This is a genomic window from Aquimarina gracilis (genome assembly GCF_035285365.1).
GTDB classification, from domain to species: Bacteria; Bacteroidota; Bacteroidia; order Flavobacteriales; family Flavobacteriaceae; genus Aquimarina; species Aquimarina gracilis.
Genome location: NZ_JAYKLX010000005.1, coordinates 167,852 through 187,565 on the forward strand (window position 1 = coordinate 167,852; position 19,714 = coordinate 187,565).

18 protein-coding genes and 1 tRNA gene are annotated in these 19,714 nt (G+C 34.0%); 8 read left to right on the forward strand and 11 right to left on the reverse strand.

From position 1 onward, the window contains the following. Positions 1-91 precede the first annotated feature (91 nt). Positions 92-1,573, forward strand: coding sequence for a Na+/H+ antiporter NhaC (gene nhaC, locus U6A24_RS11320; RefSeq protein WP_324180085.1), 1,482 nt, complete (start codon positions 92-94; stop codon positions 1,571-1,573). A 51-nt stretch (positions 1,574-1,624) separates the two neighbouring features. On the opposite strand, the gene U6A24_RS11325 is transcribed toward nhaC, so the two are convergent. Next, the gene (locus tag U6A24_RS11325) at positions 1,625-2,017 is read right to left on the reverse strand and encodes an acyl-CoA thioesterase (RefSeq protein ID WP_324180086.1); all 393 of its coding nucleotides are present in this window, start codon (positions 2,015-2,017) and stop codon (positions 1,625-1,627) included. Positions 2,018-2,107: 90 nt separating this feature from the next. Here U6A24_RS11325 and U6A24_RS11330 point away from each other — a divergent pair, with 90 nt between their 5' ends. Both U6A24_RS11330 and U6A24_RS11335 read left to right on the forward strand, forming a co-directional pair. Continuing rightward, positions 2,108-2,737, forward strand: a complete 630-nt coding sequence (locus tag U6A24_RS11330; RefSeq protein ID WP_324180087.1) for an NAD(P)H-dependent oxidoreductase — start codon at positions 2,108-2,110, stop codon at positions 2,735-2,737. A 127-nt stretch (positions 2,738-2,864) separates the two neighbouring features. Then, positions 2,865-4,055, forward strand: coding sequence for a DegT/DnrJ/EryC1/StrS family aminotransferase (locus U6A24_RS11335; RefSeq protein ID WP_324180088.1), 1,191 nt, complete (start codon positions 2,865-2,867; stop codon positions 4,053-4,055). A gap of 12 nt (positions 4,056-4,067) precedes the next feature. On the opposite strand, the gene ribB is transcribed toward U6A24_RS11335, so the two are convergent. The 4 genes from ribB to U6A24_RS11355 all read right to left on the reverse strand — a co-directional run bounded on the left by ribB (position 4,068) and on the right by U6A24_RS11355 (position 10,015). Beyond that, positions 4,068-5,219 carry a 3,4-dihydroxy-2-butanone-4-phosphate synthase gene (ribB, locus tag U6A24_RS11340; RefSeq protein WP_324180089.1) on the reverse strand — a complete coding sequence of 384 codons (1,152 nt, stop codon included), beginning with the start codon at positions 5,217-5,219 and terminating at the stop codon, positions 4,068-4,070. A 46-nt stretch (positions 5,220-5,265) separates the two neighbouring features. Further along, positions 5,266-6,717: an LptF/LptG family permease gene (locus U6A24_RS11345; protein ID WP_324180090.1), complete on the reverse strand. Its 1,452-nt coding sequence runs from the start codon at positions 6,715-6,717 to the stop codon at positions 5,266-5,268. A 120-nt stretch (positions 6,718-6,837) separates the two neighbouring features. Beyond that, the gene (locus U6A24_RS11350) at positions 6,838-7,473 is read right to left on the reverse strand and encodes a LolA family protein (RefSeq protein WP_324180091.1); all 636 of its coding nucleotides are present in this window, start codon (positions 7,471-7,473) and stop codon (positions 6,838-6,840) included. A gap of 16 nt (positions 7,474-7,489) precedes the next feature. After that, positions 7,490-10,015: an FtsK/SpoIIIE family DNA translocase gene (locus U6A24_RS11355; RefSeq protein ID WP_324180092.1), complete on the reverse strand. Its 2,526-nt coding sequence runs from the start codon at positions 10,013-10,015 to the stop codon at positions 7,490-7,492. Between the two features lie 324 nt (positions 10,016-10,339). Between U6A24_RS11355 and U6A24_RS11360 the strand changes: the two genes are divergently transcribed. Then, positions 10,340-11,425, forward strand: a complete 1,086-nt coding sequence (locus U6A24_RS11360; protein WP_324180093.1) for a hypothetical protein — start codon at positions 10,340-10,342, stop codon at positions 11,423-11,425. A 72-nt stretch (positions 11,426-11,497) separates the two neighbouring features. Here the strand turns inward: U6A24_RS11360 and U6A24_RS11365 are convergent, their stop codons facing one another. From U6A24_RS11365 to U6A24_RS11385, 5 genes are all read right to left on the reverse strand, one after another. After that, a complete protein-coding gene (locus tag U6A24_RS11365) occupies positions 11,498-11,869 on the reverse strand; it encodes a diacylglycerol kinase (protein ID WP_324180094.1) in 372 nt (123 codons plus the stop codon). A gap of 5 nt (positions 11,870-11,874) precedes the next feature. Continuing rightward, positions 11,875-12,375, reverse strand: a complete 501-nt coding sequence (gene tpx / locus U6A24_RS11370) for a thiol peroxidase (RefSeq protein WP_324180095.1) — start codon at positions 12,373-12,375, stop codon at positions 11,875-11,877. A 114-nt stretch (positions 12,376-12,489) separates the two neighbouring features. Then, complete coding sequence (locus tag U6A24_RS11375) at positions 12,490-12,747, reverse strand: DUF6952 family protein (RefSeq protein WP_324180096.1); 258 nt, start codon at positions 12,745-12,747, stop codon at positions 12,490-12,492. Next, positions 12,728-13,042, reverse strand: coding sequence for a thioredoxin family protein (locus tag U6A24_RS11380; RefSeq protein WP_324180097.1), 315 nt, complete (start codon positions 13,040-13,042; stop codon positions 12,728-12,730). The genes U6A24_RS11375 and U6A24_RS11380 overlap by 20 nt, the downstream gene beginning before the upstream one ends. Positions 13,043-13,117: 75 nt before the next feature. After that, positions 13,118-13,756, reverse strand: a complete 639-nt coding sequence (locus tag U6A24_RS11385) for a peroxiredoxin (protein WP_324180098.1) — start codon at positions 13,754-13,756, stop codon at positions 13,118-13,120. A gap of 280 nt (positions 13,757-14,036) precedes the next feature. Between U6A24_RS11385 and U6A24_RS11390 the strand changes: the two genes are divergently transcribed. From U6A24_RS11390 to U6A24_RS11405, 4 genes are all read left to right on the forward strand, one after another. Continuing rightward, positions 14,037-16,271 carry a tetratricopeptide repeat-containing hybrid sensor histidine kinase/response regulator gene (locus tag U6A24_RS11390; protein ID WP_324180099.1) on the forward strand — a complete coding sequence of 745 codons (2,235 nt, stop codon included), beginning with the start codon at positions 14,037-14,039 and terminating at the stop codon, positions 16,269-16,271. 118 nt (positions 16,272-16,389) lie between these two features. Further along, entirely contained in the window at positions 16,390-17,559 is a 1,170-nt protein-coding gene (locus U6A24_RS11395) for a trans-sulfuration enzyme family protein (protein ID WP_324180100.1), read from the forward strand. A 6-nt stretch (positions 17,560-17,565) separates the two neighbouring features. Next, complete coding sequence (bshB1, locus tag U6A24_RS11400; protein WP_324180101.1) at positions 17,566-18,282, forward strand: bacillithiol biosynthesis deacetylase BshB1; 717 nt, start codon at positions 17,566-17,568, stop codon at positions 18,280-18,282. Positions 18,283-18,341: 59 nt separating this feature from the next. Continuing rightward, positions 18,342-18,417, forward strand: a tRNA-His gene (locus U6A24_RS11405). 131 nt (positions 18,418-18,548) lie between these two features. On the opposite strand, the gene U6A24_RS11410 is transcribed toward U6A24_RS11405, so the two are convergent. Then, positions 18,549-19,604, reverse strand: coding sequence for a M28 family metallopeptidase (locus U6A24_RS11410; RefSeq protein ID WP_324180102.1), 1,056 nt, complete (start codon positions 19,602-19,604; stop codon positions 18,549-18,551). Positions 19,605-19,714 lie beyond the last annotated feature (110 nt).

Below are 19,714 nucleotides of genomic sequence, written 5' to 3' on the forward strand. Positions count from 1 at the left end.
TAACTGTTTCAAAAAATTAAACTCTACATATCGATTGCATAGATTTCATTAATATCGTAACATTACACCTATAAAATTTCGAATACGCTATATGGAAAGTCAAAACATCACTCCTACTACCCCCAAAAATGATGATATTATTGAAAATAAAGAGTTAAACATCTGGGAAGCCATATTACCGGTAGTAATTCTGGTAGGAATGTTGTTCTATAACGTTTATTTGTTTGGTGATGATGCTCTAAGCGGAAGTAATCAATTCATTCTCTTGCTTGGGGCCGCAATTGCCGCAATTGTGGGTTTCTTCAATAAAGTTTCTTATAAACAAATGATGGAAGAAGTTGCTCGCAACGTAAAATCTACCACCGGGGCATTACTGATATTGCTGATGGTAGGTTCATTGGCTGGTACCTGGTTAATAAGTGGTATTATTCCAACAATGATTTATTATGGTTTACAAATTTTGAATCCCACTATTTTTCTAGCAGCCTGCGTTATTATTTGTGCGATAATTTCTATCGCCACAGGCAGTTCCTGGACTACATCGGCAACCGTGGGTATAGCACTTATTGGAATTGGTGACACGCTGGGTATATCTCTTGGGATGACTGCCGGAGCAGTAATTTCGGGAGCATACTTTGGGGATAAAATGTCGCCCTTGTCTGACACTACCAACCTCGCTCCCGCTATGGCTGGTGGAGAATTATTTTCACATATTAAATACATGACCTATACCACCGTACCAACTATTACTATAACACTTATTGTTTTTATCATTATTGGGTTTGCAATTGATACATCAGGTACACCACAAATAACAGAGCAGTTACAGGCTATAAAAAGTGCTTTCAATATTACACCTTGGTTATTTATAGTTCCTGTTTTGGTAATCGCATTAATCATAAAAAAAACTCCTCCCCTTATTGCGTTATTAGCTGGAACCTTGTTAGGTGCCATTGCTGCAATTATTGCACAACCCGACATAGTAATGAAAATTGCCGGCAGTAATGAACTTACATTCAGCTCTGCATATATGGGAGTTATGAAAGCTATGACCGTAGATACAGCTGTCGAAACAACCAATGCACAACTTAACGATTTGTTTTCGGCAGGAGGAATGTCTGGTATGCTGGGTACAATATGGTTAATTGTTTGTGCTATGGTTTTTGGAGGTGTAATGGATGCCATTGGTGCTCTTGCTAAAATCAGTAAAACCTTGCTTAACTTATTCGACTCCGTATTTGGTCTCTTTGCAAGTACAGTTGTAAGTTGCCTGGCCTTAAATGTTACCGCATCAGACCAATATTTGGCTATAGTAGTACCAGGAAGGATGTACTCTAAAGCTTTTAAAGATAAAGGGCTTGCACCAGAAAATCTAAGTCGCACCTTAGAAGATTCTGGTACCGTGACTTCAGTTTTAATCCCTTGGAATACTTGTGGAGCATATCAAAGCGGTGTTCTGGGTGTACCTGTAGTTGATTATTTTTTCTTTGCTATATTCAACTGGTTGAGCCCGTTTATGACATTAATCTTTGCGGCTTTCAGAATAAAAATTAAACAATTGGCGAGCAATTAAAATATCTCAACTATAAAAAAGAACACTGCAATTGCAATGCTCTTTTTTATACTATTTATCAATAATAGGGATTGGTTTTTTATTATTATCAATAGCAACAAATTTAAACAACCCTGTGACTGCTAGGTCCCTTTGATAACTATACATATCTTCTTTATAGATATCCACTCTTACCGTACAACTTGTTCTTCCTACCTCGGATACCTTGGCTACTAGTTCGATAATTGTTCCCTCTGGGATCGGTTTTTCAAAATCTATTTTATCTGAAGAAATTGTAACCACCTTTTTTCTACTAAAACGAGTGGCGCAAATGAAAGAAACCTCATCCATTAACTGTAAAGCGGTTCCTCCGAACAAAGTTTCATAATGATTTGTGGTATTGGGAAATACTGCTTTAAAAATTCTGGTTTCAGATTTTTCGATCAGGTCTTCTATAGAATTCATGTAATTGGGATATAGTTTTTTCTTATGATTTTATATGTCAAAGGTAATCGTTATCCTACTATCTTTGCACCATATTAAAAAAAACTTCGCATGGATATTATAGAAAGTTTAAAATGGCGCTATGCTACCAAAAAGTTTGATAATTCAAAAATCCTTCCTCAGGAAAAAATAGATACACTTACTGAAGCTTTTAACCTTACTGCCACTTCATATGGACTTCAACCTTTAAAGCTGGTGGTGATAAAAAACAAAGATTTACAAAGTAAATTAACGCAATATTCCTGGAACCAACAACAAGTAGCAGATGCATCTCATGTACTTGTAATTTGCATTGAAAAAACAGTTGGAGAAGAATACATTACAAAGTATTTCGACAATGTAAAAGCCATACGCAATACTCCAGATAAAATTTTAAAACCATTTAAAGAGCAATTGGTAGACTCGTTTAAAAATAAACCCTCAGAAGAAATATCGGTCTGGGCAGCAAAACAAGCGTATCTAGCTATGGGTAACCTCCTTACGGTATGTGCCTTAGAAGAAATAGACGCTTGCCCGATGGAAGGATTTATCCCAGAAAAATACGATGAAACTCTTGACCTTAAAAGCTTAGGGCTTTCCTCAGTTTTGGTATTACCCGTAGGCTATAGGGCTAGCGATGACATGTTTTCTGATTTTAAAAAAGTGAGACGTTCTATTTCTGAAACAGTAATAACACTATAGAGTTACTGCTGTTTGCTAAAAAATCTAGAAATCCAATACTTAAAAAAATGTAAATAGTCAATAGCAAAATCAAAACTCTTTTCGGTACTTTTGCCAAAGAAGTAAAGTTTAATGTAATAGTATAGCTATGCCCGGATTTGAAATATTTGGTGATGAAGAAAAGAAAGAAGTGCAAGATGTTTTAGACAATGGAGTTCTAATGCGATATGGATTTGACCCCATAAGAAATGGGCATCATAAGGCATTGGAGCTAGAAAAAGATCTAGCCAATAAAATGCAAACCAAATATGCACAGGTAGTATCTAGCGGTACTGCTGCACTTAGTGTTGCACTTGCCTGTGCAGAAATTGGGGCCGGAGACGAAGTAATCATGCCAACATTTACATTTGTAGCTAGTTTTGAAGCTATCTTATCTGTAGGTGCTGTTCCTGTTTTATGTGATATTGACGATACATTAACTTTAGATCCAAAAGCTGTCGATGCTGCTATAACCCCAAAAACCAAGGCTATTATGCCCGTGCATATGTGTGGCTCTATGGCCGATCTTGGTGCAATAAAAGATATCTGCGACAAACACAATCTAATTTTATTAGAAGATGCTTGCCAAGCTATTGGCGGGAGTTACGACGGTAAACCTTTGGGTAGTTATGGGGATTTAGGTTGTTTCTCTTTTGATTATGTCAAAACTGTTACTTGCGGTGAAGGCGGCGGGATTATTACAAACTCTGAAAAATATGCAGATCGCGCCCATATGTACCATGATCATGGACATGATCATATTGGTAATGATCGCGGTGCAGAATCTCATCCATTTTTGGGATATAACTATAGAATATCAGAATTAAATGCTGCTGTTGGTATTGCTCAACTTAGAAAATTGGATAGCACTATTGCAACGCAAGAAAAGAATTATACCATACTAAAAAATGCTTTACAAGAAATTTCTGAAGTCACTTATAGAAGAGTGCCTAAAACAGGTATAGAGAGCTATGCCTTTCTTAATATATTTTTACCTACAGAAGATCTTGCCAGAAAAGCTCATAAAGCATTAGGTGCCCACGGAGTGGATGCTTGTTTCTATTGGTTTGACAATAACTGGCACTACTACAAAAAATGGGAACATCTTTTAGAACAAAAATCTCTTAGTAAACTTTCTGAAGAGGTACGATCCGGCTTACAAAAGAACAATCGATCTTTTGAAGCTAGTGATGCCTGGATGGGTAGAACCGTTTCTTGCCTTATTAAGTTAAACTGGACAGAAGCCGAAGTTACAGAAAGAGGTACAAAAATGGTAGAAGCAATAAAAAGTGTCTTATAATAGAATCTCTTTTTAGTATTCTACATATTCAACAATCTCAAGGCCATACCCTATCATCCCAACACGTTTTTGTTGTACTGTGTTTGATACTAAACGAAGTTTATGTATGTTGATATCGTGTAATATTTGCGCTCCGATGCCAAAATCTTTGGTATCCATTACTATTTTAGGAGCTTTCTTAATATCTTTTCCATTTTGAAGTTCTTTTAGCCCTTTTAGGCGACCTAAAAGATTTAGAGATTGGCTTTCCTGATTGATAAAAATAATAGCACCTTTGCCTTCATTATTGATTCGTTTGAACATTGCATCCAGACGTTTATCGGCATTGTTTGTAAGCGTCCCGAGGATATCGTTATTAAACAATGTAGAATTCACCCTGGTAAGCACAGGCTCATTATCATCCCAACTCCCTAAAGTAAGTGCTATATGAATTTGATTGTTCGTGGTCTGTTTGTATGCTCTTAATCTATATTTACCAAATCGTGTAACGATATCAAAATCTTCTTTTTTCTCAATAAGTGAGTCGTGTTGCATTCGGTAAGCCACAAGATCTTCTATAGAAACCAGTTTAAGATCAAATTTTTTCGCTACCTCAACTAATTGCGGAAGACGTGCCATACTTCCATCCTCGTTCATAATTTCTACGATCACTCCTGCAGGTTTCAGGCCAGCAAGTCTAGCAAAATCGATAGCAGCTTCGGTGTGACCCGTTCTTCTTAAAACTCCACCCTCTTTTGCCTTTAACGGAAAAATATGTCCTGGACGCGCCAATTCATGCGGTTTGGTCTCCTTATCTGTTAACGCAAGAACAGTTTTTGCACGATCACTTGCAGATATTCCTGTGGTAACTCCTTTACCTTTTAGATCAACAGAAATGGTAAATGCAGTTTCCATCGGATCCGTATTATTGCCTACCATCATATTAAGTTTCAATTCATCGCAACGATTTTCGGTAAGTGGAGCACAAATAAGCCCTCTACCATAAGTAGCCATAAAATTGATCATTTCTGGTGTAACTTTTTCGGCAGCTGCAAGAAAATCACCTTCATTCTCACGATCTTCATCATCAACCACAATAATTACTTTTCCTTGTCGAATATCTTCTATAGCCTCTTGAATAGTATTCAACTTAATTCTTTTTGTGGTTTCGGTAATCTGCGACATAATTCTTAATCTTAAAAGTTATCTGCAAAGATATTTAAAAAGAAATCTATTTTTTGGATTTGGACGCTCGTTTTGCGAAGAAATCCCTGACTGGCTGAATAAAATTATCAAAACTAAAGATCCCTTGGTCTGTAGTAGCTCTACGAGTTAAGAAAATACTTAATGGAAATATGATAAAAGTAGAAAGCCATGATCCAATAAACGGTGGGATGCCTCCTTCTTCAGCACTATTTTTGGCAAAGATTCCTATAAAGTGATATGTCAAAAACAACACAACCCCGATTACGATTGGCAATCCCAAACCTCCTTTTCTAATTATTGCACCTAGTGGAGCCCCCACAAAAAATAGTAGTATGCAAGATATCCCAAGAGCATACTTATCGTGTAAAGACATTTCATATTTGTTTAGAAACCTTCTTTTTGTCGTCGTATTTTTTTCTAGTGTATTTATTTTTCTTGTAACCCCATCGGTATTGGTAATCGCGCTTTTATAAATTTGAATTTTTTGTGTGGTACTAAAAATGCTCATTAAATCCAAAGTGTCTTTGGATTCATTTTTTGAAACTTGTACCGTATCAATTTTCATGTTTCTATTTAATCCTTCGTATCCTATCCTTCTATTTACTTCTTCCCCAGTGCCTCTTATTTCATCATTTACTTGCATAGACAATGTATCAATCTCATGCCTTAGCCCATTTACATTAAGCATATTGTACCCCTTACTATACTGTTGTGCATCCATATCCACATTACCTAAAGAAGATAGGTCTATATTCAGAATATATTTTTCAAAATGCGTTTTGGCAAATGGTAATTTGTTTCTTCGCTTTGGAGACCTTTGCTGAATTTCATCATAATAGTTACCATCATTTAATACGAGTGTAATAAGATCTGAATTCACACTACCTTTTAACTCACCTTCTACTGCTTTAATAACTGTAAAGTTACCTGGTCTTGCAGCTTTTTTGTGTATAATAACATCTTTTAAGAACTGATCATTATCTCCATATTTTTCAGAAACCTTAATATTGATATCACCCAGATCATTAAACTGGTTCGGTGTAATTACCATAGCCGGTTTCACCTTTACAATATTCTTTCTTAGGTTAATAAATCTTTTTTCTGAACTGGGGATTACAGTATTAGAGAAAAGAAATGCGCCAATCCCAACAAAAAAGATAAAAATAGATAATGTACGCATGGCTCGTTGCAACGATATTCCAGAAGATTTCATTGCTGCAAACTCATAATTTTCTGCAAAATTTCCGAAAATCATAATAGAAGTAAGCAAAATCGTGAGTGGAAGTACCATTGGAATCAACCTAGGTGTCGCAAAGGTCAAAAACTTTATGATAACAGAGAAATCAAGATCTTTACCAGCCAGCTCAGAAATAAACAACCAAATGGTCTGCAATAAAAGAATAAACATAATAATTATAAAGAGCGGAAAAAACGTTCTTAGGAAAGAGGTTAAGATATATCGATCAAGAATCTTCACGTATTTTGTTTTTGAAAATTACTTTTTTGTAAAAGTAGTTTAAAATTAAAAGAACGCATGCAATTGAGCACCCGTTCTTATTATTTATAAGGAAAATATTATAGCTTTTTATATAAATAACTAATCTAATCTATTAATATAATAATTCTCATATTTTGACTCATCAAATACAAACAATGTCTCAGATAAAGGCTGATTGGTTTTAAAACTACTTACAGTAATTGTAACGTTAGTACCATTATTTTGCTTTTGAATCATTTTATAGATATGCTTGGTTTGTTTATCGACACCAAGTAATATTTCCTTCAGATCACTTTTAGAATCAATAGGAGTTAATTTTACATACTGTATTTTTCTTCCATTAACGCTCTGCACAATATCCATTTTATAGGTATATCCATCTTCATAAAAGGTCAACATTTTTGAAGGAGTAATACTATTTTCATCCTCTTCGCTTTGCGTAGAAATATTAATTTCTTCATCCTCAGGAACAATCACATGTAGTTTTTTGCCATCATACATTTGTTCGGTCCCCATTAGATTAAGAAGATATTTATTTCCTTGTAAAGTGACGTCTCCTCTTGTTTCTTGTGAAACATTTTCTGCTGGGTTATTAAGAGAGTACTTAAAGCCTATTACAATGTTATTATAGCTTTTCACTTTTTTTGAGACTTCATTAAGTAGTTCTTTTGCCGTTTGCGCTTGAACGGAAGTTAAACCCAATACAAATATGATTAATAGTGTTTTTTTTATCATTGTTTATTTTCTTCTTTTACTTTTCATTATCTAATAATTGTTGAAGCGAAACCAAATCATTAACAAGTACTTGTCTGGCCTTACTACCTTCAAAAGGCCCTACTACACCAGCTGCTTCTAATTGATCAATCAATCTACCGGCGCGATTATAGCCCAATTTCAGTTTTCTTTGTAGTAAAGACGCCGAACCTTGCTGTGCTGTTACAATAACTTCTGCTGCTTCATTAAAGAGTTTATCTCTATCCTTTTTATCTATATCAAGACTTGTGCCACTTTCTTCGCCAACGTACTCTGGAAGTAAATGAGCATCGGGATACGCTTTTTGGCTACCAATAAACTCTGTAATGCGTTCTACTTCTGGTGTATCAACAAAAGCACATTGTATCCTTATAATTTCATTTCCTTGAGTAAACAACATATCTCCTCTACCAATAAGCTGATCTGCCCCTCCTGTGTCCAAAATGGTTCGAGAATCGATTTTGGAAGTTACTCGAAATGCAATTCTTGCAGGGAAATTTGCCTTAATCATCCCGGTAATTACATTCACCGATGGTCTTTGGGTAGCTATAATTAAATGTATTCCTATAGCTCTTGCCAACTGCGCTAATCTGGCGATAGGAGTTTCTACTTCTTTACCCGCAGTCATTATAAGATCAGCAAATTCATCTACGACCAATACAATATAAGGTAAAAATCTGTGGCCATTTTCTGGATTTAATTTCCTGGCTTTAAACTTCGCATTATATTCCTTAATATTACGTACCATTGCATTTTTAAGGAGGTCGTATCTGGCATCCATTTCAATACATAACGAATTAAGCGTGTTAATCACCTTTGTATTATCGGTAATAATAGCTTCTTCTGTATCTGGTAGTTTGGCCAGGTAATGGCGTTCAATTTTGTTGAATAATGTAAGTTCAACTTTTTTGGGATCTACAAGAACAAACTTTACTTCAGCCGGATGTTTTTTGTACAATAATGAAGTTAAAATCGCATTAAGTCCAACAGATTTACCTTGTCCTGTTGCACCAGCCATAAGAAGGTGCGGCATTTTTGCCAGATCTACCACAAAAGTCTCGTTAGAAATTGTTTTACCAAGAGATAGAGGTAATTCCATTTCAGCATTTTGAAACTTCGAAGAGGCTATCGCAGATCTCATAGAAACAATAGTAGATTTCTTGTTTGGAACCTCGATTCCAATAGTTCCTTTACCAGGTATAGGGGCAATAATGCGAATTCCCAAGGCCGCCAATGATAAAGCTATGTCATCTTCAAGGTTTTTAATCTTGGAAATACGTATTCCAGCTTCAGGAACAATTTCATAAAGTGTTACAGTAGGACCGACCGTTGCTTTTATTTGTGCAATTTCAATTTTGTAATTCTTAAGGGTTTCTACAATACGATTTTTATTCTCTTCGAGCTCACCCTGATCTATTGTAATACTACCCGTTTGCCCTGTATAATCCTTTAATAAATTAATTCCAGGAAATTTATAGTTACCCAATTCAAGTTTAGGATCGAACTCGCCAAAATCCTTAACCAATTTTGCACTCAAATCTTTATCTCTAACCACTTCTTCTTCAGAAACTTTTTCGACCTCCATGGCAATATCCTCTGGGTTATCCTCAGATTTTATAATTAATTTTTCTGGGACGTCATTGTCTCTATTTTCGGGATTTCCGTAAAAATCATTGATTGTGGGGTTTAAAGTAATTTCATTCGTCTCAGATTCCTTTTTAATAAGGTCTTTCTTTACAACCTCTTTTTTCGGCTCTTCTTTTTTACCTATATCTTTTGATCTGGCAATAATTGCATCAATTCTTTCTTTAATACGACTAGATCCAGATTCTTCTTCTTGTTTTTCGGTTACTTTATGTCCATTATTATTAACTGTATTACTCGTAGATGTTGGTGTCGATTCAAAATCCCTAGCGATATCTTTTTGTGTACTTTTAATAGATGCAGTTAATCTTTCTGGAGTATATCGCAATCTCACCACTATATAAACAATAGCAAAGAAAGCCAATATTAATACTGTACCTATAAACCCAACATAATCTTGTAGAAAATCATTGGTTTCATATCCTACAACGCCGGCTAATAATCCACTTTCCTTTTTAATAAAACCAAGAACAACAGATATCCAAATCATTACCAATGTTCCCCAAAACCAAAACCCTGCAAGTTTTTTCTTGTTTAGGTCAAAAAATAAATAAATCCCGGTTAGAGAGGTCAAAACAGGTAGTATGAGTGATGATACGCCAAACCCCTTAAAAATAAAGAAATGACTTACCGTTGCCCCAAATTTACTGAGCCAATTTTTGGGTGAAGAAGCTCTATCATAAAATTGTGAAATTTCACTTTGATCTATCTTCCAATTGAAAAAAAACGAGATAAAAGCAAAGAACAATCCTATCCCCAAAAAGAACAAAAAACTTCCCAAAACTACTTTTTGTTGTCTTGATAAAGCTAATTTTTGTTTTAACGGAGTCTTTGGTTTTTTTGTTGTTTTCCTTTTTGTACTTACTCTTTTTTTAGCCATTTTTTGGATGTCTTATCGCAAAAATACGAATATCTATATTGGAACGTAAAAATGATGCAAAAATTTTCTTAATGCAAAATCGACTAAAAACATAAATAAGCGTTATTTCTGAAATTTTAGCACTTAATTTAATAAAGAGTTAACTATATAATTGATTGAAAATCATTATTTTAACAACGAAAGAACGAGAATCATTCCTACCTACACCAACGCACCAATCAAACAAATATGTTATTGTATTAACTATTCTGATTTTGAATAGATTAATTGTTCAAGTATTATCTGTAAACACAAGTCTAATTTGCTAAAATTAAATTAAAAACCATGAAAAAGATTCTATTATTACTAGTGATGTCTATGACATCGTTACTTTGTTTATCTCAAGATTCCTGGGATATTATCACCTTAAAAAACGGAAGTGTAATTGTAGGGAAAATTACTGAATTTAACTTTAATGAAAACTTAACCGTTCAGACAAAGGATGGTTATGGATATAGATTCAGAATGCAGGATGTTCAAAGCGTCACAAAAGAAAAGAAACAGGAACAAAACAGATTTAATAGAGTTACGCCAAATAATCAAAATATAAATCAAATTTCTTCAGGGAATCGATCAAATTACAATCAACAAAGCCAGGTACCCAATTACCAAAATGCTACAACCTTTTCTTCGGTTCCTGCGAATGTACCCTTAAACAATGGTAGCGCATTATCATCGCAACCACAAAATAACACCAATACCTATGAAACTTTGAATAGCAATCAAAATCTACAAAGAAATTATCAAGGAAATCCGAATAATTCCTTTAATAACCCATCACAGTTTCAAAACTATCAAAATACACAATCACAAACTCAATACCCTCAACCTATAACTAATCAAAACACTTCTAATCTTAGAAACAATCAATACCCTAATTCTAACTATAATAACCAACAAAACCCCAATAATCAAGCTGTAAGTGGCTATTATACCAATGACCCTGGCAACTCTCGTCAACAGGTTTTCTCGACTACAGCTACACCAATTACAGCTCCAATCCAGGCTAGAAAAGTACCCGAATCTGATATATTTACTAATGTTAACAACTATAGTAATTTAAAAAATGTTACTCCAAAGGTAGATTGTAATCAAGGGTTTGGAAATTTTGGTTTTGTGAATAGAACAAATAAAAACATTCTAGTGAGTATTCAGAAAAAACAAAAAGATGGATATTTTGCCGATTATAAAGAGATTTCTATAGGCCCAAACTCCAAGGGGTACTTTAACAATATTAAGGCAAATGATTATCCCTTTTTAGTAAAAACCAAAAAACGGCTGGTAGGAACCAATCAAAGTGAATATGTAATTTTGGGCAAGGGAAGCATACTAATACAAAAATGTAGAACCGAACATCTAAGTATCCAGTAATGAAACTAAAAAACATTAGTTAAACCTTTATTAAAAAGTATTCGAGAGTTTATAAGCTCTCGAATACTTTTTTTATCCAAAAAAATACGGAATATAGATTATGAATCCAATAATCATTGCAGTTATTGCTGCTATAAAAACAGCACCCGCTGCGACATCTTTTATAAAGCCAATTTTATCATGAAAATCAGGGTGAATAAAATCTGCTATGGCCTCTGCGGTAGTATTTACTCCTTCGATGCTCATAACCAAACCGATTGCAAAAATTTGCAAAATCCATTCGGTTGAAGTAATATCAAAGTAAAACCCCAGGACTGTCATAATTACAGCAATTCCTGTTTGAACCTGTATGCTGGGTTCTGTTTTTAAAAGTAATAATGCACCTTTGAAGGCATAACCACAACCACGTAGCCTGCCTATAATAAACTTTGAAACTTTACTCATTAATTTTAAGACAATATTTTTAATGCAGCCGTATAATCTGGCTCTTGAACAATTTCAGGAATTTGTTCTGTGTATAAAACGGACCCTTCTTCATCTAGGATAACAACTGCTCTAGAATGCAACCCCTGCATTGGTCCATCAATAATTTCTAAACCATAATCTTTACCAAATTGTCCTGTTTTGAAATCTGAAAGATTAATTACATCTTCTAGTCCCTCGGCAGCGCAAAAGCGTCCTTGTGCAAAAGGAAGATCTCTAGACACACACAAAACTTTTGTATTGTTTAAACTACTAGCTTCTTTATTAAAAGTTCTTGCAGAAGCTGCGCAAATACCAGTATCGATTGAAGGAAAAACATTCAATATCACTCTGGTTCCTTTATAATCTGATAATTTAGATATAGACAAATCGCCACTCACTAATTCAAAATCAGGTGCTTTTTGACCTATTTCGGGCAATGTACCATTGGTATGTATTTCGTTTCCTTTTAAAGTTATTGTAGCCATAATAAATGATTGTTATATTTTGAGCTTTAAAATTAATAAGATTAAATGGTAATTTTCATAAAGTTTTAAGAAAATAAAAAACCTTCCAGGTCGGAAGGTTTTACTTTTTCTTTTTCATGTATCAATGGATCCTAGAACCCTTTGCATAAAACTATTCAGAGCTTCTTTCTTTGGCGTTCCCTGTTTGATCATTTTATCAACTTCAAGGGCTCCATACATATTAGAGATTAACTCTCCAATAACATCCAACTCTTTATCTTTAAGTGAAGGCACCTCTGTTAATGCCTCTAGAGTTTCTATAGTTTCAACCACAAAATCTTCATCATTTTCTTCTATGAAACTGGTGAGGTGCTTAATTACTGGTAACTTCATCTACTAACTCTTTAAGAATATCAAATTTGTTTGTTTGTACCTGATTCATAAATGCTCCATCTTTAAAAGCGGCAAAAGTTGGAAGATTATCTACTGTAGCCATTTTTCTGGATTCAGGGTACTTTTCGGCATCCACAACAATAAAAACTGTATCGTTGTTTTCTAAGGCCAATTTTTTAAACTTTGGTTTCATAATTCGACAATTTCCGCACCACGATGCAGAATATTGCACCACTACCTTATTATTATCAGCAATAAGTTGAGAAAGATTATCTTCTGTTAATTCTTGAACCATTTGATCTTTTGAGTTAAATTAGGTGTAAAACTTCTTCAAGTGATATTCCTGAAGAAGTTTATAAAATCATTTTTATTAGTTTGAAGCTAAATAAGAAGCTACTCCTTCTCTATTAGCATTCATTGCCTGCTTTCCTTCTTCCCAGTTTGCAGGACATACTTCTCCATTTTTCTGAACGTGAGTATATGCATCTATAAGTCTTAAAAACTCCGCTACATTTCTACCAACTGGCATATGGTTCACACCTTCATGAAAAACCGTTCCTTCTTCATCGATCAAATACGTTGCTCTATAAGTAACATTGTCTCCTTCAACAGTAACAACCCCTGTTTCTTCGTTATATGTTTCATTGGTAATATCAAGAATACCCAAAGTATTAGATAAGTTACGGTTAGAATCTGCAAGAATAGGATATGTTACACCTTCTATACCTCCATTGTCTTTAGAAGTGTTCAACCAAGCAAAATGTACTTCAGGAGTGTCGCATGATGCACCAATAACTATAGTATTTCTTTTTTCGAATTCTTTTAACGCTTCTTGAAATGCATGAAGTTCTGTCGGACAAACAAAAGTAAAATCTTTTGGATACCAGAAAAGCAATACTTTTTTGTTTTTGTTCTTTGCTTCTTCAAGAACATTAATCTTAAAAGTATCCCCCATATCATTCATTGCGTCTACATCTAGATTAGGAAATTTTTTACCTACAAATGCCATGTTTTTTTAAATTTTGATATAATTAACTTATTTGTTTTGACGTCGCAAATATACATCTACTTATAGAACAAAATAGGGTGATTAATTTTTATTATTTATGTTTCAATAGTTTTTTCTAATCACATATTATTTTCCTATAAATCATACTTTATTCTTACAAATAGTTGTTTTTACTTACAAGAATTACGGATAAATTGCACTTTTTTTACGGTGAATTACACTTTCTTTAATCTATTTTTGTATTTTCGCCTATAGATACGATCCATTAATTATGTAAAAGTTGAAAAAAAATATTCAACATATAACTTTCTTATTTCTAATTGGTTTTACCCAAATCATTCAATCTCAATCTTCCCTAATTTCGGATAGCATATGGAGCTATATTAAAAAAGCCGAAAAATTACAAGAGGAGTATAAGTACGAAGAATCTCTAGAGATTGCTAAGGCAGCATTGCAAAATGCTCAATATAATAATGATGATAAAAGTCTTGGGTATATTTATAATATCATCGCAAAGAATTATGAAATTAATGACGACGATACTAAAGCAAGAAGTAATTATCGTCGAGCGATGACTCATGCAAGAAGTTCTAAGAGCGAAGTCCTTGAAACAGATTTATATAATAATCTTGCTCGTGTATACACAAAACATAATCTAACAAGATCCAAAGGTGTTGGGTATTACAAAAAGTCTTATGAATTTGCTGTAAAACTAAATGATACAGCCAGAATGATTAGACCACTTCTTAATCTGGGACAGTATTATATCTCAAGAAACGACTTTGATAGCGCTTATGAGTATCTAGCGCCTGCCAGAAAATTAATTCATGAAAAATCTCCCAACTTGGTTAAAACAAAACTAAATGGACTTTTAGGAAAGTATTTCCTGAATGTAAGGAGATATCAAGTTGCTGAAGAATATATAGACAGGGCAATTTCTTATGCAATTGGAGAGACAAAAAACAAAAAGAATAAAGATGAATTGACATCAACTTACTATGAAGAACTAGCATCAGCATATGAAACAAAGTCTGAATTATATCGCAAACAACAGGATTATCAAAATGCTTATTATTTCCAAAAAAAGCAATTTCAAAATATCCTACGGGCAAAAGAATTTAAACGATTAATAGAACTTCAACGTGCAAATATTGAGTATGAGGTTGACCAATATGAAGCAAAAATTAAAAAGGCCGAGTCTGAAAAGAAAGAAAGCGAATCAGAAGCATTAAAATGGAGGATTAGTATTATCCTTGGTGTTATTCTTATATTAATTTCGTTGGCTTTCCTTATTAGTTCATATAAAAATAATCTTCAGAAAAGAAAGTTGAATAATGACTTAATTGAAAAGAATAGAGAACTGATTAGTGCCAAAGAAACGGCAGAACAAGTATCTACCTTAAAATCTCAATTTATATCAACCGTAAGTCATGAACTTAGAACACCGCTTTATGGAGTTATCGGACTTACTTCGCTATTAATGGAGAATCCCGATCAAAAGAAAAAAAATGAGTACCTAGAGTCTCTAAAGTTTTCGGGAGACTATTTGCTGGCTCTTATTAATGATGTTCTTCAATTAAGTAAAATCGAAACTAATGAGGTAAAACTTGAAAAAGTTACTTTTGACATCAGGTCTTTGATTGAAGGAATCGTTAATTCGTTACATACAAAACAAAAAAGTAATAATAATACCGTACATATTGATATAGACAAGAAGATCACTACCACCTTACTAGGAGATTCTGTAAGATTGTCTCAAATTCTAATTAATCTTATTGGTAATGCTCTTAAGTTTACCAAAAATGGTAATATCTGGGTATCTGTAAAATGTATGCAAGCCAATGATGACAGTTATTTGTTACGATTTATTGTGAAAGATGACGGAATCGGAATCCCTAAAAACAAACAACAAAGTATTTTTGATAATTTTGCACAGGTAAAAAATGAAAATCAGGAATATGAAGGTACTGGTCTTGGACTGGCCATTGTTAAAAAACTAATTCATCTTCATAATAGTGAGATCAAAATAAAAAGTCAGGAAGGAAAAGGTTCTGAATTCTACTTCGATCTTAACTATGAAAAAGCAGTAAAGGAAGAGGAAATTTCTTTACAAATGGGAGAAACCTTAAGTATAGGAACAAGCAACTTCAATGTTCTTATTGTTGATGATAATAAAATTAACCAAATTGTAACTCAAAACATTCTAAAAAAGAAAGGATATACCTGTAATATTGCCAGTAATGGTATGGCCGCTATCGAAATGTTGAAAGTCGAAAAATTTGATCTTGTACTTATGGATATCAATATGCCCGAAATGAATGGACTCGAGGCAACCAAGGTTATTAGAACTTTTAATACTCACATTCCTATCATTGCATTAACGGCTGTTGAAGAAGGAGAAATTAGAAACCAGGCATTATCGGTAGGAATGAACGATGTGATTATAAAACCTTATGACACACAACAATTCTTCCAGACGATTATGAGAAACATCTCTAAAGTGAAAATGGCATAATTCCTTTAGTTTTCTGAGCACTAAAATTCTTAATATTTAACTTAATCTGTTAAATGCTGTTTCTTTTCTTTTGAATGTTTTAATTTTAGGAGCTAAAACTTCAAGGTTACCTAATATTATGAGTTCAAAAAAAATAGGTTTTAATACCATTTGTACTCATCTTGGCGAAATAAAAGATGAGCAATTTAAAGGAGCAGTTTCACCCATTTATTTATCTACATCCTATGCTTTTGAAGATGTCAACATAAAACGATATCCAAGATATTTCAACACTCCTAATCAAGAGGCATTATGTAAAAAAATAGCAGCTCTAGAAAAAGGAGAATCTTCATTGATATTTGGAAGTGGAATGGCCGCCATAAGTACCACCCTATTCGCTTTTCTAAAAAAAGGTGATCATGTAATATTACAAAGAGCAATTTATGGTGGAACGGCTAATCTGGTAAATGAAGAATTTGAAAAACATGGAATCGAATTCTCATACGTCGATACTCATTCTACTGAAAGTTTTCAAGAAAAAATCCAACCGAATACCAGGGTAATTTACATAGAAACACCATCCAATCCATTATTATCAATAGTAGATATTAATGCCGTCGCGATTCTTGCCAAAAAACACAGAATCACAACAATGATCGACAATACTTTTGCTTCACCGGTAAACCAAAACCCTATTGAATTAGGCATCGACATTGTCTTGCATTCTGCTACCAAATATCTTGGTGGGCACAGCGATATTTTGGCTGGCGCAGTAATTTCTACCGAAAAAAAAATAGATCAGATATTCCAAGTAGCCAAAAATTTTGGAGGTAGTCTAAGCGATTTTACAGTTTGGATGCTCGAACGTAGTATAAAAACTTTGGGGTTACGGGTAAAACGCCAGAATAAAAATGCAATGAAATTAGCCAAATGGCTTAACAAATTAGATGATATAACTACCGTTTACTATCCGGGTTTAAAATCTCATCCCGATCATAAAGTTGCCAAAAAACAAATGAAGGGTTACGGAGGCATGTTATCTTTTGAACTAAGGGAAGGCTTGGATGCGAGTAAGTTTCAAAAAGAACTACGACTAATAAAAAGTTCAATGAGCTTGGCTGGTGTAGAAAGTACAATTCTATCCCCTACTCTTACCTCTCATGCTCTACTTACTGCAGAAGAAAGAGAGTTACAAGGTATTCGAGATGGATTATTGAGATTTAGCGTAGGAATAGAAGAAAAAGAAGATTTAATGCAAGACATACTACAAGCTCTCGAAAAAATAAAAATTACAGCCCTTCAACACTAGAAATTTATGAAATTGGATATTCTTGCCATTGGAGCACACCCCGATGACGTAGAGTTAAGCTGCTCTGGGACAATAGCAAAAGAAGTAAGTAATGGTAAAAAAGTTGGAATACTAGACCTTACAAGAGGGGAACTAGGCACTAGGGGAACCAGCGAAATAAGAGATCTAGAAGCAAAAAGAGCTTCTGAAATTCTTGGTGTACAAATTCGAGAAAATCTTGGTTTTAAAGATGGTTTTTTTATCAATGACGAAAAGCATCAGTTAGAAATCATTAAGATATTAAGAAAATACAAACCCAATGTTGTTTTATGCAACGCTGTAGATGATCGACATATAGACCATGGAAAAGGAAGCAAATTGGTAAGTGATGCCTGTTTTCTTTCTGGGTTAAGAAAAATTGAAACTTTTTTGAACGGCAAACAGCAAGAAGCCTGGAGACCCAAACATGTTTATCATTACATACAATGGAAAAACATAGAGCCCGATTTTGTGGTAGACATTGGTAATCATATCGAAACGAAAATGGAAAGCGTAAAAGCATATGCTTCACAGTTCTATGATGCAGATAGCACACAACCTTCGACTCCAATATCCAGCAAGAACTTCTTGGATAGTATTAGGTACAGGGCAGCCGATTTAGGAAGAATTATTGGTGTAGATTACGCAGAAGGCTTTACCGTAGAACGCTATGTAGCAGTCGATTCTATTTTTGATCTAATTTAATTCAAAAAAATGTTTGCATAAATAGAGAAATACTTTATTTTTGCAAACCAAAATTACATGGTGGTTGTAGCTCAGTTGGTTAGAGCGCCTGATTGTGGTTCAGGAGGTCGTCGGTTCGAGACCGATCTTCCACCCAGAAAGTAAAGCTTCCCAGAAATGAGAAGCTTTTTTTGTATCGACTCGTCTTGATACATATTAAAAAATGTGCTAAAAAATAAGAAAAGCCCTTAAAAAAGGGCTTTTCTTATTTTAATCTGTTAAAGTGATCACTCTCCTTCGCTATCCGCGCCATCTACAACAATCCTTTCTAGTCTATTTGCAACTTCCCAAGCTGTATAGAATATTAATTGTGCACGTTTGGCCAGTAATTCGTATTCTATTTTATCTGGAGTATCTGTAGGCTTGTGATAATCCTCATGAACTCCATTAAAATAAAAAATACTTGGAATATTATGCTTAGCAAAATTATAGTGGTCGCTTCTATAATAAAATCGATTAGGATCATTTTTAGCATTGTATTTATAATCCAAATCCAAATTAACATACTTCGTATTCATTTCCTCACTAATATTGTGCAAATCTGTACTTAATCGATCACTTCCTATTAGATAGATATAATTGTTTTTATCCTCAGGTTCATGACTCTCGTCTATTCTTCCGATCATATCGATGTTCAGATTTGCAACGGTATTTTCAAGAGGAAAAACTGGATTTTCATCTGTATAATATCTAGAACCGTATAGCCCCTTCTCTTCTCCAGTTACATGTAAAAATAAAATTGATCTTTTTGGTCCCATTCCATCTTTCTTTGCTTTTGCAAAGGCTTGAGCAATTTCAAGTATACTTACCGTACCAGATCCATCATCATCTGCACCATTGTAAATATTTCCCTTATTATCTATTCCAACATGATCGTAATGTGCAGAGATTACAATTATTTCGTTTGGTTTCTCAACTCCTTCAATATATGCCAATACATTTTCAGAGGATTTTATGCCACCTCTAAAATAGCTTTCAGGGATTTCCTGAAAATAATCATCTTCGCCAAGCGGAGAAGGAATCCCCATTTCTTTATACTGCAACTTAAGATATTCTGCAGCTTTTTTTTGTCCCGGTTCTCCTGTATCGCGCCCTTCAAAATCATCTCCTGCAAAAGTGTATAAATATTCTTTTAATTCTTCGGCAGTAATAGTTTGTGCATAAGATGTCACTACAGATTCTTTGGTGATATCAGTATCCAACTGGGGTACCGAAGAAGAATTTTGAGAAGTACCACAACAAGAAACAACAAATGCACTAATTAGCAATAAGATATTTTTCATGTATTTTTTTTATTTATAAAGGCACAAGATACTGATTTCATCCCATATGATTTCAAGAATATTTTGCAACCATTAAAAAACTCAAAAATTATTTTGAAAATATTCTTTTT

Bases quoted from the DNA above. Each gene is read 5' to 3' on its own strand.
- U6A24_RS11355 (WP_324180092.1), bottom strand. From the start codon at position 10,015: ATGGCTAAAAAAAGAGTAAGTACAAAAAGGAAAACAACAAAAAAACCA.
- bshB1 (WP_324180101.1), top strand. From the start codon at position 17,566: ATGAAATTGGATATTCTTGCCATTGGAGCACACCCCGATGACGTAGAG.
- U6A24_RS11395 (WP_324180100.1), top strand. From the start codon at position 16,390: ATGAGTTCAAAAAAAATAGGTTTTAATACCATTTGTACTCATCTTGGC.
- U6A24_RS11335 (WP_324180088.1), top strand. From the start codon at position 2,865: ATGCCCGGATTTGAAATATTTGGTGATGAAGAAAAGAAAGAAGTGCAA.
- U6A24_RS11350 (WP_324180091.1), bottom strand. From the start codon at position 7,473: ATGATAAAAAAAACACTATTAATCATATTTGTATTGGGTTTAACTTCC.
- U6A24_RS11330 (WP_324180087.1), top strand. From the start codon at position 2,108: ATGGATATTATAGAAAGTTTAAAATGGCGCTATGCTACCAAAAAGTTT.
- U6A24_RS11410 (WP_324180102.1), bottom strand. From the start codon at position 19,604: ATGAAAAATATCTTATTGCTAATTAGTGCATTTGTTGTTTCTTGTTGT.
- tpx (WP_324180095.1), bottom strand. From the start codon at position 12,375: ATGGCTACAATAACTTTAAAAGGAAACGAAATACATACCAATGGTACA.
- U6A24_RS11325 (WP_324180086.1), bottom strand. From the start codon at position 2,017: ATGAATTCTATAGAAGACCTGATCGAAAAATCTGAAACCAGAATTTTT.
- U6A24_RS11385 (WP_324180098.1), bottom strand. From the start codon at position 13,756: ATGGCATTTGTAGGTAAAAAATTTCCTAATCTAGATGTAGACGCAATG.
- nhaC (WP_324180085.1), top strand. From the start codon at position 92: ATGGAAAGTCAAAACATCACTCCTACTACCCCCAAAAATGATGATATT.
- U6A24_RS11380 (WP_324180097.1), bottom strand. From the start codon at position 13,042: ATGGTTCAAGAATTAACAGAAGATAATCTTTCTCAACTTATTGCTGAT.
- U6A24_RS11365 (WP_324180094.1), bottom strand. From the start codon at position 11,869: ATGAGTAAAGTTTCAAAGTTTATTATAGGCAGGCTACGTGGTTGTGGT.
- U6A24_RS11360 (WP_324180093.1), top strand. From the start codon at position 10,340: ATGAAAAAGATTCTATTATTACTAGTGATGTCTATGACATCGTTACTT.
- U6A24_RS11375 (WP_324180096.1), bottom strand. From the start codon at position 12,747: ATGAAGTTACCAGTAATTAAGCACCTCACCAGTTTCATAGAAGAAAAT.
- ribB (WP_324180089.1), bottom strand. From the start codon at position 5,219: ATGTCGCAGATTACCGAAACCACAAAAAGAATTAAGTTGAATACTATT.